11 protein-coding genes are annotated in these 12,941 nt (G+C 47.4%); 2 read left to right on the top strand and 9 right to left on the bottom strand.

Features of this window, described 5'->3' with window-relative positions; genetic code table 11:
• The first annotated feature begins 20 nt into the window (after nucleotides 1-20).
• Together EDD70_RS12125 and EDD70_RS12120 are read left to right on the top strand one after the other, a co-directional pair.
• Nucleotides 21-1,055 carry an S-methyl-5-thioribose-1-phosphate isomerase gene (locus EDD70_RS12125; RefSeq protein WP_092755695.1) on the top strand — a complete coding sequence of 345 codons (1,035 nt, stop codon included), beginning with the start codon at nucleotides 21-23 and terminating at the stop codon, nucleotides 1,053-1,055.
• A gap of 68 nt (nucleotides 1,056-1,123) precedes the next feature.
• Nucleotides 1,124-2,332: an MFS transporter gene (locus tag EDD70_RS12120; protein WP_092755693.1), complete on the top strand. Its 1,209-nt coding sequence runs from the start codon at nucleotides 1,124-1,126 to the stop codon at nucleotides 2,330-2,332.
• A 61-nt stretch (nucleotides 2,333-2,393) separates the two neighbouring features.
• Here EDD70_RS12120 and spoIVA read toward each other — a convergent pair whose 3' ends face one another.
• The 9 genes from spoIVA to rsmB form a co-directional block, all read right to left on the bottom strand.
• Entirely contained in the window at nucleotides 2,394-3,872 is a 1,479-nt protein-coding gene (spoIVA, locus tag EDD70_RS12115; RefSeq protein ID WP_092755773.1) for a stage IV sporulation protein A, read from the bottom strand.
• A gap of 24 nt (nucleotides 3,873-3,896) precedes the next feature.
• Nucleotides 3,897-5,432: a DUF3794 and LysM peptidoglycan-binding domain-containing protein gene (locus tag EDD70_RS12110; RefSeq protein ID WP_092755691.1), complete on the bottom strand. Its 1,536-nt coding sequence runs from the start codon at nucleotides 5,430-5,432 to the stop codon at nucleotides 3,897-3,899.
• Between the two features lie 150 nt (nucleotides 5,433-5,582).
• A complete protein-coding gene (gene spoVM, locus EDD70_RS15360; protein WP_423230130.1) occupies nucleotides 5,583-5,663 on the bottom strand; it encodes a stage V sporulation protein SpoVM in 81 nt (26 codons plus the stop codon).
• Between the two features lie 463 nt (nucleotides 5,664-6,126).
• Nucleotides 6,127-6,750, bottom strand: a complete 624-nt coding sequence (locus EDD70_RS12100; protein WP_162840915.1) for a thiamine diphosphokinase — start codon at nucleotides 6,748-6,750, stop codon at nucleotides 6,127-6,129.
• On the bottom strand, nucleotides 6,747-7,634 hold the full coding sequence (gene rsgA, locus EDD70_RS12095; RefSeq protein ID WP_092755686.1) for a ribosome small subunit-dependent GTPase A: 888 nt from the start codon (nucleotides 7,632-7,634) through the stop codon (nucleotides 6,747-6,749). Before rsgA ends, EDD70_RS12100 begins: the two co-directional genes overlap by 4 nt.
• Before the next feature lie 83 nt (nucleotides 7,635-7,717).
• Entirely contained in the window at nucleotides 7,718-9,760 is a 2,043-nt protein-coding gene (pknB, locus tag EDD70_RS12090) for a Stk1 family PASTA domain-containing Ser/Thr kinase (RefSeq protein WP_092755684.1), read from the bottom strand.
• Between the two features lie 33 nt (nucleotides 9,761-9,793).
• Entirely contained in the window at nucleotides 9,794-10,528 is a 735-nt protein-coding gene (locus EDD70_RS12085) for a Stp1/IreP family PP2C-type Ser/Thr phosphatase (protein WP_162840914.1), read from the bottom strand.
• Nucleotides 10,500-11,561 carry a dual-specificity RNA methyltransferase RlmN gene (rlmN, locus tag EDD70_RS12080; RefSeq protein ID WP_479723806.1) on the bottom strand — a complete coding sequence of 354 codons (1,062 nt, stop codon included), beginning with the start codon at nucleotides 11,559-11,561 and terminating at the stop codon, nucleotides 10,500-10,502. The genes EDD70_RS12085 and rlmN overlap by 29 nt, the downstream gene beginning before the upstream one ends.
• 5 nt (nucleotides 11,562-11,566) lie before the next feature.
• Complete coding sequence (gene rsmB / locus EDD70_RS12075) at nucleotides 11,567-12,922, bottom strand: 16S rRNA (cytosine(967)-C(5))-methyltransferase RsmB (RefSeq protein ID WP_092755678.1); 1,356 nt, start codon at nucleotides 12,920-12,922, stop codon at nucleotides 11,567-11,569.
• Nucleotides 12,923-12,941: the final 19 nt, after the last annotated feature.

Genomic DNA, 12,941 nt, shown 5'->3' with positions numbered 1-12,941 from the left:
GAACAAGGGAGGATTTTACCATGATCAGAGCCGATAAAGACTTAGCATTTATGCTGCAATACGAAAACATTGCATGGTATGAGGACGGAAAGGTTCGCATCCTTGACCGTCGCATCTACCCCATTCGCACCGAATTTGTCACTTGCACCAAACACCAAGAAGTAGCGCAGGCAATTGCAGATATGGTCACACAAAGTGGAGGACCGTACACTGCCGCAGCAATGGGCATGGCACTTGCAGCCTACGAATGCCGCGATAAGAACGAAGCCGATATGATAAAATACCTGGAAGATGCGGCATATACACTTTCTCATGCACGCCCAACCACGGTTGCTAAGATGGTAAAAACCGTAAACAGCTGCCTTGAAGCCGCGCGTGAGGCAATTGCCGGCGGCACCAATGTGGTGGATGCCGTGTTTAACCGCGCTCTTGAGGATGTGAATGAAAAATACGAGAGAATCGAGAAAACCGGTATTCTTCTCGCAAGCAAGTTCCCTAAAAACGGTACGGTTATGACGCAGTGCTTTGCTGAGACGATTATTGGCATGATGCTGCGCGCCTGCCGCAATAACGGCAACGAAATCAAAGTCATCTGCCCCGAGACACGCCCTTATTTCCAAGGTGCACGCCTCACCGCAAGCTGTGTGTGCGATATGGGCTTCGATGTCACTGTCATCACCGATAATATGCCCGGTTACACCATTAAAAACAAAAATGTGGATGTGTTCACCTCGGCTGCTGATGTTATCTCGATGGATGGCTACGTTGTCAACAAAGTAGGTACTTTCCAGATCGCACTTGCCGCAAATTACTGGGGTATTCCTTATTATGTAACAGGCACTCCTAACCTTGCGCATCCCACAATTGATACCGTAACCATTGAAGAACGCGACCCTGCCCTTGTTATGGATGCACTGGGCACCAAAACCACCATGGACGGTGTCAAGGGTTTTTACCCCGCGTTTGATATTACCCCGCCCAGCCTTTGCGACGGTGTTGTTACAGATAAAGGCATTTTCCCCGCGTTCGACCTGGCTGCTTACTACAACCGCTGATTCTATCCATTCTTTGCCGTCGGCTTTATCGGTCGGCGGCATTTTTCTACGAAAGAAGGCAGCTATTTATGGATCGTACAAAATTTTACCGGGGATTGCAGCTTACACTCGGGCTTTTATTAATGCTGTTCGCTGGGCTGCTGTTTGCATGGTCGGTGTTTGTAGCACCTATCGAAACAGAGTTTGGATGGGATCGCGCACAAACCTCGATGGTTTTTACCGTATCAATGAGTGTTTCTGTGGTAGGCGGTATATTCTCGGGCTATTTTACCGCTAAAAAATCGGTCCGTTTCTCGTTACTCATTGCTGCGGTTTTGATTGCTGTAGGTTTTGCAGGTGCTGTTAAAATTAACACACTGTTTGGCTTGTACGTGTTTTATGGTGTGTTTAGCGGCTTTGGTGTAGGCATTTGCTACAACTGCGTATTAACCGCTGTAGTGTTTTGGTTTACCGAAAAAGCAGGCACCGTTACAGGCGCACTGCTTATGGCTTTTGGTTTGGGCGGGTTGGTGCTCGGTTCGGGCGCTACAACTGTTATTGCTCTTTGGGGATGGCGTACGGCATTTCTGGCAATCGGCGGTATCTACTTTGTTCTGTTGGTAGTTGGGGCGATGGTGATGCGTATCCCCGCTGTGCCTGTCAACAGTTCTGCAGCTCATGATGAAATACCGCAGCAATCGGTACCCGATGTTCCCCCACGCCAAATGGTGCGTAAACACTCTTACCAGCTTTTTGTGCTGTGGGTAGTGCTTACAGGCGGTGCAGGGCTGATGATTATCGGGCATGCCGCACCTGCCGCCATCGACCTTGGCGCAAGTTCTGCGGTCGCCGGTTTTGTAACGGGTACAGTTGCCGTTTTTAACGGTTTTTCTCGCCTTGCGTGGGGGCATTTGCTCGATAAAGCAGGCGCACGTTTCACACACCTGCTCATCGGTTTGTTCTTGATTGCAGGGGCTGTTCTCAGCATTGCAGCATTTTCATCCGGCTCTGTCTTTCTGCTGGCGGCAGGGTTTGCATTTGTAGGCACGGTGTACGGCGGTACCTCCATCGCACAAAATCATTTCATCCGCGCGGAATACGGTATGAAATATCTTGGGTTTAACTATGCGCTCACCAATCTTTCCACCATAGCCTCATCCTTACTGGGGCCTATGGTTGCAGGCATGCTTCAAACCGCCTACCACAGTTATGTTCCTTCTTTTATCTTATTGCTTATCTTCGGCGGGGCTGCATACATTCTTACATTATTCATTTTTCGTAGTAAAACTGCCATATAATCAAAAAAGAACCCCTGATGCATATAATTGCACGGGGGTTCAGTGCTTTGTATCAGTTTTATTATAGTATAATGCATATCAGGCCGGTACATCCCTCATTAATAATGCGCTCAATGGTCTCCTGCAGTTTGATGCGCGCATCTTCGGGCATACGATAAAGCTTATTGTGCAGCCCCTCGTTCACCAGTTCGTGCAGGCTCTTGCCAAAGATGTTGGATTCCCAAATCTTCGCAGGGCTTTCTTCAAACTCTTTGAGCAGATACATAACCAGTTCTTCGCTTTGTTTTTCGCTGCCAACAATCGGGCTTACCTCGGTGTTGATGGTGGCTCGCATCATATGGATACTTGGCGCACTCGCTTTTAGCCTTACTCCGTAGCGCCCGCCCTGTTTTACAATCTCGGGTTCTTCAAGGGTAAGTTCGTCAAGCGTGGGCATTACAATGCCATAACCGGTTGCCGCTACTTGGTCGAGCGCACCTTTTACCTTTTCGTAATCTCGTTTCATCCTTGCAAGCTCAATCATGCAAGGCATCAGCGCTTCTTCCGATTCAATCTCGATGCCGGTGGTTTCGCCAAGCACTTTGTAGAAAAGCTGGCTGGGGATATTGACACAAAGCCGAGCCTTGCCTTTGCCAAGGTCGATACCCGCAATCTGAGCATTGCTGACATTTTCGCATTCAGTAATAGCGCCCAGTTTTTCTTTTACCTCACGCATGTGGGTGATGTCGTTGCATGCACCGAAAATCGACCCCATCAGCGAGCTTTTCAGCCAATGCTCTTTGTCAAGCGAGAGAATCCAGCGCGGCATTTCTACGCTGATTTCTTTGACCGGGAACTCATACAGCACCGAAGATAAAATCTCTTTGATGTCGGGCTCTTCAAGTTCTAAGCAATTTACTGCCAAAACCGGTACACAGTATTTTTCCTGCATCGCTTGGCGCAGCTCCTGCGCTTGCGGGGCGTTGGGGTTAACACAGTTCAGCAGCACAACAAACGGTTTGTCAATCTCTTTAAGCTCATCTATCACGCGCATTTCGGCTTCTTCGTACTCTGCCCGAGGGATATCGCTGATGCTGCCGTCGGTGGTAACCACCAGCCCTATGGTAGAATGCTCGGTGATTACTTTTTTTGTGCCGATTTCGGCTGCCATATTAAATGGGATTTCTTGCTCAAACCAAGGCGTCATGACCATTCTCGGTGCGTTATTCTCCACATAACCCAGCGAGCTTGGCACTATGTATCCCACACAGTCAATCATCCGTACCTGCAGCGATGCATTGTCGTCTACATGAATCTCTACCGCTTCTTCAGGGATAAATTTCGGCTCGGTAGTCATAATGGTTCGACCGGCCGAAGATTGCGGCAGTTCATCGGTAGCACGTTCGCGGCGGCTGTCACTTTGGATGTTCGGCAGCACCAGCGTTTCCATAAACTTTTTGATAAAGGTAGATTTACCGGTTCGTACCGGCCCTACCACCCCGATATAGATGTCGCCATCTGTGCGGGTGGCAATATCTTGGTAGATATTACGTGTTTCCATCATTCAGTTACCTCCTTCGCTCTTTCAAACAACCAGCGGAATGAGCAATGTGGTGCGGTTATGCAGCAGTTCTTTATCGAGTGAGTTTTCCTCCATTACCGCCGCCACCGAGGTGTGATACCGCTTCGCAATATCCCAAACACATTCGCCCTGCTGTGCAAAATAGATTGTTAGGGCGGTATTGCCGTCCCGTTTTTGAGGTTTGTTTTCATCCACAGCAAGTTCGCTCATTACTTTACCTTTTATCACACTGTACAGTGCACCGCCGATGGCAATTTCTGCACGGACTTCAATTTTTCCGTCGCCGACGGGGGTAAACTCACACGAAGTCGGTTTCATAGTAATATCTGCAAGTAAATTGTCATCGTTGCCCGAAAGCTCGATTGCATGTGTAAAATCTACTGGTTTTTCAAAGTAAACAGGGTTGTTTTCATTATCCCGTGCAAACATGCTCAGCAACAATTTCCCCTCTAGCTGCGCTTCGTTGCCCTCGAGTTTTCCTCCTGTAAATGCGGCACTGCACCACATATACATTACCGTAGCAACATCTTCGGGCAATTCCATCTGCTCTTTATACTGGTGCTTGTCATCCACAATCTCAATCAGCTTCAGTGCTGTCATTGGGCTTTCGGTAAAGCTGGAATCATAAGAGGTAGAAAATGCATCGGAAACTGCCGAAAAATGCGTGTTACGGTACGCCTTGGCAACCGCACAAATGGTAACCTCTGCAGAGAGCATTGTCGCCTCACCGTCAAGATCTGCTTTGGGTTGGATATCACTGGATATCACGCGGAAACGCACATCGCATTTGCAGTCCTCATCCACACCCGAAAGATCTATAATCTGGCTGATAGGCAGATTATATTGCATGGTCTGCGGTTTTTCATCGTTTTCATCAAGGTAGAACAAACTAATGATTAGTTCCCCTTTTACCACGATTTTATTGGAGATTACTTTACAGTCTGTTACCACCGCATGCACTTGTTTGCGTACAATTGATGTAATTGCAGACTTACCGTAACCAAGCTCCAAATCTTCTCGCACAGTAAATTGGCGCTCTGCTGTACCAACCACACAAGTGGTACCCATTGTGCTCTTACGCAGCTGAACGCCTCCGCCCTCTGCGTCACTCACAACGGTTTCGCTTTTTTGTGCAATTACCTTTACAGACATTGTCATGGCGCCGCGAATATCAACCCTGCGCTGGTTAATTGCACGGCAATTAAGATAATCAACAGTGGCAGTAACGCTTACAGTCGGATTTTCAGGATTCCCCTTAAGATCCAACACTTTGCTAAACGGGGTTTTGTGCTCGCTGCACCGAATTTTCATGTTGTCCGACAGGTAGTACAATTCCAGCAGAGCGTACCCCTCCACCGTAAGGCTGCCGCCCTCCACGGTAGTTTGTGTGAACACAGGTGTGGCGCAGCATTTAAGCACCTTCATGATGTCGGGGCAATAGTCCGGCAACAGAACATCACACTCTATGGGCAGCTCTGTAAATGAATCGTAGACCACCTCATTTACGGTAACCGATTCTTTGATAACCTTTAGCTCCATAAGGATACTCTCCCCTTCTTTCAGTTTCTACAGTAACTATATTCGCTTGTTGTCCTAAATATGCGGTTTGTGTGCAAAGAAAAAGTGTTGATGCAAACAAAATAAGACCATCCGCATACAGCGGACGGCCTTACTTGCGATGGCGCGCCATCAGTCATCTTTTTTGATCCTAAAGATCAGTCGAAGCAAGGGCGCTAAGAATCTTGGACTTTTCACCACAACAATTTTCATTATGTACCACCCTTCTAACGCTAACACATGAGGGCTCCCAGTACAATGAGTGCAATTGCCGCCAGTGTCAGCAGTACCCATAACGGGCAAAATAATACCACCAACAATCCTACGCCAAGCGAAATCGCAATTAAACACCAATTCGCACCTCTGCAGCACCGTCTGCGCATACCCTCACCGTCCTTTCCCTATGCTTTTGTTCTTGCTTCATCATACGCATTTTGCAAGGTTTTTGTTACAACCATAAAAAAAGGACGCCTTTCGGCATCCTTAAAAATTACTTGTATAACAAGTGTACCATCATTTTCTACTCTTAACTCTTCCTATATTCTGCAGCTTCGGGATTATGGCATTATAAATCTATGTCTGCGGGGTTCCGCCCCTGTTCTATAGGGAACATTCTTTTTGCTCGTGCAAAGAGAAGCTCCATAAGAAAGCAATAGATAAGTCTTAAAAAACTTTCTTATTCTTTTGACATTACAAGCAGTAATTTGCCTTTTTTACAAGAAATCACTGCGTTCTCGGCTTCGATCTCGTTGCTTACACCAATAGGAAATGTGTTTGTGATGGTTGCATTGGTTAGCGGATATTTTACCCCGCTCTCACATACCCCTTCACATACATCACCAAATGCGAATACCGATAATTTATATCCATCCACTTTGGGCAGCTTCACCGTATCCGCACCAATCATGGTAACAAGGTTGCCTTTGTCTGCCAATAACACAAAACAGCCGCGTTCGCAGCCATATGCCACAGTCTGCAGGTTGGCTAAGGTATGGTCCAGCCTGCCGCCAATACCACCCACAATGATAAACTCCTCAAATCCGCGTTCGATTCCCCGCTTTAAACAGAGCAATGTATCTGTATCGTCTTTTTCAGCGGCAACCCGTTCTACCTCAATGCCGGATTCAACAACACCGTGAAACGAGTCGAAATCCCCGATTACGAGGTTCGGAACAATCCCCTCTGCTGCTGCAAATGCATATCCGCCGTCGGCACAAATAATAAAATCGTCGGCACGTATATTCACAATGCTTTTTACTGCTACTTCGTTGTGGGCGGCAATGATAATACAGCGACTCACTTCAGTTCCCACTCCTTTAAATCTTTCACATCATTCCACATACTTATATAACTTGCATGGCGCGAAGGCTCAATTTCTCCTCGCTCTAAAGCGGCAAGTACCGCACACCCTTTTTCTTTGGTATGCGAACAGCCCGTAAATTTGCATTTATCGCTGTAATCGGCAAATTCACGAAAGCATTCTGCCAAGTCTTCTTTCAAAATCACTTCGCAGCGTTCCAAATCCAGCGATGAAAAACCGGGTGTATCGGCAACATAACCGCCCTCGGGCAACGGGAACAATTCTATATGCCGGGTGGTATGCCGCCCTCTGCCCAACTTTTGGCTGATTTCCGCCGTGGGGATAGCAAGCCTTTTGTCCAAGCAGTTGAGCAGGCTGGATTTACCCACACCCGAATTACCCGAAAATGCACTGATTTTACCCGAAAGCTGTGCCCGTACTGCATCGATGCCCTCACCCGTAATGTTAGAAACCTCTGCCACACGAAAACCCGCATGACGATAGATTTCGGCATATCTCTGAGAATCGGCCATATCTTTTTTGGTAAACACCAAAAGTGGGTCTATGCCCTTGCGTTCAGCTATTGCAATCAGTCGGTCAATCACAAGTAAATTCGGCAATGGCTCGCAGGTAGAAATCACCATAACCAGTTGGTCGATGTTAGCAAGCGGCGGGCGCACCAAAACATTTTTGCGCTCCCCAATATCTACCACATAGCCTTTACCGCCATCGGTCATTTCTACTTTAGCGGTGTCTCCCACCAAAACCTCCTGCCCCTGTTTGCGAAACAATCCGCGCGCACGGCATTCAATCAGGTCATCACCGCATTTAACATAGTAAAAACCGCTCATCGCCTTTATAATTAAACCGCTTTTTGTATCCATTCTGCATCTCCCAACTGTTAAAGTAGGTGGACCCGTACTGCAAAGCAATATGCCTTTATTCACTCCGTCTGCAAGTTTAATTTTTATTCAAACATATCAGAATTATCAGTAATAACGGAGTGGGTACCATGGCTGAAATCAAGTTCCAACTCTTGATATACCTCACTGCCGATATAAATAACGGCACTTTCGCTTGTGTATTCGCTCTCGAAAGTAACTGTCCAAATCTTTTCTTTTTTCGGATTAAGTGAAGCTTCTTTCACAATTTTACCGTTCATCTCAGCGGTAAGCTTAACCGCTTTATCCAGTTTAGGTAATTGAATTTTTACATTCATACGAATAACATTAGTGTCACCTTCGTAAACGCCGATGTTCACTGCAGTGCCCTCTGCCACCATACGTTCGCTGTCCCCTTCGCCCATCGGTTCGGGGCTTTGTGTTACAACCGTGCCAATTTCGGGCTCCACTTCAAATTTTTCGGGGTCTAGCTGGCTGTATGTTACTGGTGTAACCGAGCCTACTTTCAGCAGGTTCATGGCAAGTGCTGCTTTTGCTTCCTCTTTATCCATTCCTATCAGGTCGGGTACCGCCACCATCTTTTTCTCTGCACCCATGCTCACATATACGGTTACGGGCGTATCGGTTGTGATTTCGCTCCCCTTGGGCGGGTCGGTTTTAATTACCTGCCCTTTAGCAATCACCGGGTGGTTGATGTTAGACTCGGTTGCTTTTAGCCCAAAGCTTTTTAGCCTTGACAACACTTCGTTTACAGGCATGCCCGCGTAATCTTCCATCACTACAGTTTGTGCACCGCTGCTTACCTTTAACGTAATAGTACTGCCTTTGCGCACTCTGCGCCCAGACTTAGGAATTTGGTCGATGATAATTCCGCGCTCGTACTGATTATTGGGTATATCTTCGCGCTCAATTTTAAATTCTTTGCCATACTTTTGCGTTACGGTAGAGTACTTCTGCTCCACAAAATCAGGCAGCTTTATTTGCTCAACCGATTCAAACGGATTGTTCGTATAAAACATCCAAAATATAAACAGTGAAGAAACCAGCAGGAATGCACCTGCTACACCTGCCAAAATAGGTAATACGGGTGTTTTTTGTACCACTTCCTGCTCCTCCTCTCTATTATCTTCTTTGCGCATACGCTGTTTGGGCATCCCTTTTCTTGAAGGGATGGGCCTGCGTTTATGTGTTGCGGGCGATGCCGCCATGGCACGGCTGATGCTTTGAGAAATCTCTTTTGGCGCAGGCTCAGAGAGATATTTATATTCAAAGCTGATACTGGGGTTGCGTTTAAACTCTTCGATATCCCGAAGCATTTCAGCAGCAGAATGATAACGCTTAACAACGTCTTTCTGCATTGCACGTATGGTAATCATTTCAAGCCCTTCGGGAATTTCTGGGTTGAGCTCGCGCGGACGTTTGGGGATGGATTGAATCTGTTTGATTGCCACCGAAACAGGGCTGTCTGCTTCGAACGGCAGCTTGCCTGTCAGCATCTCAAACAACATCACACCCACCGAGTAAATGTCGGCTTTCTCATCGGTAACATCGCCGCGCGCCTGCTCGGGGCTGATGTAATGCACCGAGCCGATAGCACGGTCGGTGATGGTTTTCGTTTCGGAACGTGCAAAGCGAGCAATCCCAAAATCGGTAATTTTGATGGTTCCGTCGTAAAGCAGCATTATATTTTGGGGTTTAATGTCGCGGTGAACAATACCGCGGTCATGCGCATGCTGTAAACCACGCAATATTTGCACGGTAAAGTATACCGCTTCTTTCCACTTCAGCACACCTTGCTGGTCGATGTACTCTTTGAGCGAAATTCCGTCGATATATTCCATTACAATGCTCTGCATTTGCGGATTAAAAATGACATCATATACCTTAACGATATTGGGGTGATTTAAAATAGCGATCGCCTTGGATTCATTTTTAAAGCGCCGCAAAAATTCTTCATTGCTCATAAACTCGTCTCGAAGAATTTTTACCGCGACAATTCTGTCTTCCGCCAAATCATGGGCTTTATAGACATTTGCCATTCCGCCAACGCCAATCAGCTCCATAATTTCGTAGCGGCCGTCCAGCCTTTTGCCGATGTATCTATCCATGCACGCTTGCCTCCTGAATTTGTGATGTGTCGGTTATCGGTTGCACAAAACCACTGCCGTAATATTATCTGCCCCGCCGTGTGCATTTGCAAGGTCGATAAGCCGCTGCGGTACTTCATCGGCGGCAGTTTGCAACAGGGTTTGCAGCAGGGTTCCTTCCTCCACATGGTTTGTCAGTCCGTCAGTACAAATCAGCAATATCTGCCCTTCGGTAAAAACAATTTCGTTGTATTCGGCATCCAGTGTACTGTCCACACCCAATGCACGGGTAATGTAGTGTTTTTTGGGGTGTACTGCAGCTTCTGCCTCGGTAAGCTCGCCGTTTTCAATCAGCATTTGCACCACCGAATGGTCGCGCGTCATACGGTAAATTTCGCTGCCCTTTACAAGATACGCGCGGCTGTCGCCTGCATGAACAATGTGCGCAAGGTTATTTCTTACAACGCAGGCAACCAACGTAGTACCCATTCCCGCAAGGGTTTCATCTTTTTTTGCCATTTCAAAAACCAATGCGTTCGCCACCGAAACGGCAGACAGCATCATATTGCGGATGCTGTTCTGATCGTAGTCTTCGCGGTAGTTGGAGCTAATGTGCTGTGTGATAATATTAACCGCGTTGCGGCTGGCAATGTTGCCGCCTTTTTCGCCGCCCATACCATCACATACCACAATCAACAGCGCTGTATCGGAAAGGCTCTTAATAGCAAAGCTATCCTGATTGTTTACACGGACTTTGCCCCTATCTGTTTTGCCGTAAGCCTTCAGCACTTTCCTCCGCCCCCTTTTCTTCTCTGCGAAGCTGGCCACATGCCGCATTAATATCCGCGCCTAATTCGCGTCTTACTGTTGCATTGATTTTATATTGTTCCATAACCGAAAGGAACTTTTGTATTCGCATACGCGAGCTTTTTATAAAATCTCGCTCTTTTACCTCATTGATAGGAATGAGATTGACATGCGCAATCTGCCCTTTCAGCAATTTTCCAAGCTGATGAGCACACTCTTCTGTGTCGTTGACGCCGTTTATCAGCGAATACTCGTACGACACGCGGCGCCCCGTGTAATCAAAATAGTCTCGGCACGCCTTCATCAGCTCATCTATTTTATATTTATGGTTCACAGGCATCAGCTTATCACGCAGCTCATCGTTTGGGGCATGCAGTGAAATAGATAGCGTTACCTGTGTTTTTTTCTTCATTAAATCGTATATTCTGGGGATAAGCCCGCAGGTGGAAAGTGACACATGTCGCATACTGAGGTTAATCCCCTCAGGTGAAGATAAAATTTCGAGAAAATCCATCACGTTGTCAAAGTTGTCAAGCGGCTCGCCAATCCCCATCAAAACTATGGATGAAACACGCTCTCCGCTTACTTTTTGTGCCATATATACTTCGTCCAACATTTCGGCAGGGGTAAGGTTGCGGCATAAACCCAATATGGTCGATGCACAAAAGCTGCATCCCATACGGCACCCCACCTGTGTAGAGATACATAGGCTGTTGCCATGCTTGTACTTCATCAATACGCTCTCTACTGCCTCACCGTCGCGCAGCCCAAATAAAAATTTTTGCGTGCCGTCCAGTTTGGATACCAGCTTGCGCCGAACAGTAAGGGTGTTGATATAGCACTGCTGCTCCAAACGCTCGCGCAGCGAAACAGACAGGTTGCTCATCTGTGCAAAACTGTCCGCCTGTTTTTGGTGCAGCCAAATATAGATTTGTTTTGCACGGAACTTGGGTTCCCCCAACTCCTGCACATAATCCTCCAGTTTGGGCAGCGTCATCGATTTTATATCGAGCAAACCGCTCATAGGCACTCCCCATTTCTAACTCGTTTCAGTGTTGCAATGAAAAAGCCGTCGGAATTAAGCATCTCGGGCAGCAGGGTAACCTTGTAATCACCGTTTGCACCTGTGAGTTTTTGGATAGGATTGGGCAACGGTTCGGGGCAAAATTCGGGATGCTCTGCCAAAAAGCGTTGTACCACCTCGTCATTTTCCGCTCGGCTGAGGGTACAAGTGGAATAAACCAGCTTGCCGCCCTCCTTAACGTATTTTGATGAAGTTTCCAATATTTTATACTGAATTTGGGGCAAGCCCTTTAAATCATCGGGGTTTTTATAACGGATTTCCGGTTTACGGCGAATAATGCCAAGCCCCGAGCAGGGGACATCGCACAGCACTCGGTCAAATTCACCGCGGGTTTCATCAAAAATTTGCGCATCCCCTGCCGCTGTTTGAATACAGTGTAGCCCAAGCCGCTTTGCGCCGTCTTTAATCAGCTTGGTTTTAAACTCGTGCAAATCGAGCGACAGCAGTTCGCCTTTGTCTTCCATCATCTGTGCCAGAGTAAAGCTTTTTCCGCCGGGGGCAGCGCACACGTCCAAACAGCGCATGCCGGGTTTTGCATCGGCTGCCTGCACACATAACTGCGAAGAGATATCTTGTACGGTGAAATGCCCGCGTTTATAAAGCACAGGGTAGTCGATTTCGCCGGTTTTTTCCACCTCAAGGCAGTTGCCGATCTCTTCGCGAATGGTTACCTCCATGCCCTTTTTGCGCAGTGCTTCTGCTAAATCTTGGGGGTTGTTTTTCAGGCAGTTCACACGCAGATAAAGCGGGGGGCGGTCTGCCGCCGCGGCAAGAATGCTTTCTGCCGTTTGGGCACCGTAGTCTTTTATCCAATGTTCTGCAAGCCACTCGGGCACCGAATAAAACAGGCTTAAATAAGGCACAGGCTTTGCAGCTTTATTGGGTAAAATGCCATCCAGGCTGCCGCCATCACGTAAAAAGCTACGCAATACGCCGTTGATAAAACCGCTTGCATGCCCGCATTTCATCTTGCGCGAAAGCTCTACACTTTCGTTTACCGCAGCGGAGGTGGGGACACTGCTCATATATAAAATTTGATAAACTGCAATATGCAGCAGTTCGCGCACCTGCGGCATCAGTTTTTTTAACGGCTGCTTGCAGTATTTTTGCAGAACAGCGTCTAGGGTTATTCGGCGTTCAAGCACACCATAAAACAGTGTTGTGCAAAACGCCTTGTCACGCGGGTCCAACTCGCTTTTACTCAGTTCGCTGTCGATAACCAAATTGGAGTAGCCGCCGTCCTGATTCACTTTTACCAACGCCTGTACGGCGACTTGTCTCGCACTTTTCATGTAGTCGTCCCTTTATTTT

The organism is Hydrogenoanaerobacterium saccharovorans, assembly GCF_003814745.1.
GTDB lineage: Bacteria > Bacillota > Clostridia > Oscillospirales > Ruminococcaceae > Hydrogenoanaerobacterium > Hydrogenoanaerobacterium saccharovorans.
The sequence above is the reverse complement of the archived record's forward strand: the minus strand, read 5'-3'. Positions and strand labels throughout refer to the sequence as shown.

Excerpts from the sequence above, each read along its gene's own strand:
- EDD70_RS12125 (WP_092755695.1), top strand. The coding sequence starts at position 21 with ATGATCAGAGCCGATAAAGACTTAGCATTTATGCTGCAATACGAAAAC.
- EDD70_RS12120 (WP_092755693.1), top strand. The coding sequence starts at position 1,124 with ATGGATCGTACAAAATTTTACCGGGGATTGCAGCTTACACTCGGGCTT.
- spoIVA (WP_092755773.1), bottom strand. The coding sequence starts at position 3,872 with ATGGAAACACGTAATATCTACCAAGATATTGCCACCCGCACAGATGGC.
- EDD70_RS12110 (WP_092755691.1), bottom strand. The coding sequence starts at position 5,432 with ATGGAGCTAAAGGTTATCAAAGAATCGGTTACCGTAAATGAGGTGGTC.
- spoVM (WP_423230130.1), bottom strand. The coding sequence starts at position 5,663 with ATGAAAATTGTTGTGGTGAAAAGTCCAAGATTCTTAGCGCCCTTGCTT.
- rsgA (WP_092755686.1), bottom strand. The coding sequence starts at position 7,634 with ATGGATACAAAAAGCGGTTTAATTATAAAGGCGATGAGCGGTTTTTAC.
- pknB (WP_092755684.1), bottom strand. The coding sequence starts at position 9,760 with ATGGATAGATACATCGGCAAAAGGCTGGACGGCCGCTACGAAATTATG.
- rsmB (WP_092755678.1), bottom strand. The coding sequence starts at position 12,922 with ATGAAAAGTGCGAGACAAGTCGCCGTACAGGCGTTGGTAAAAGTGAAT.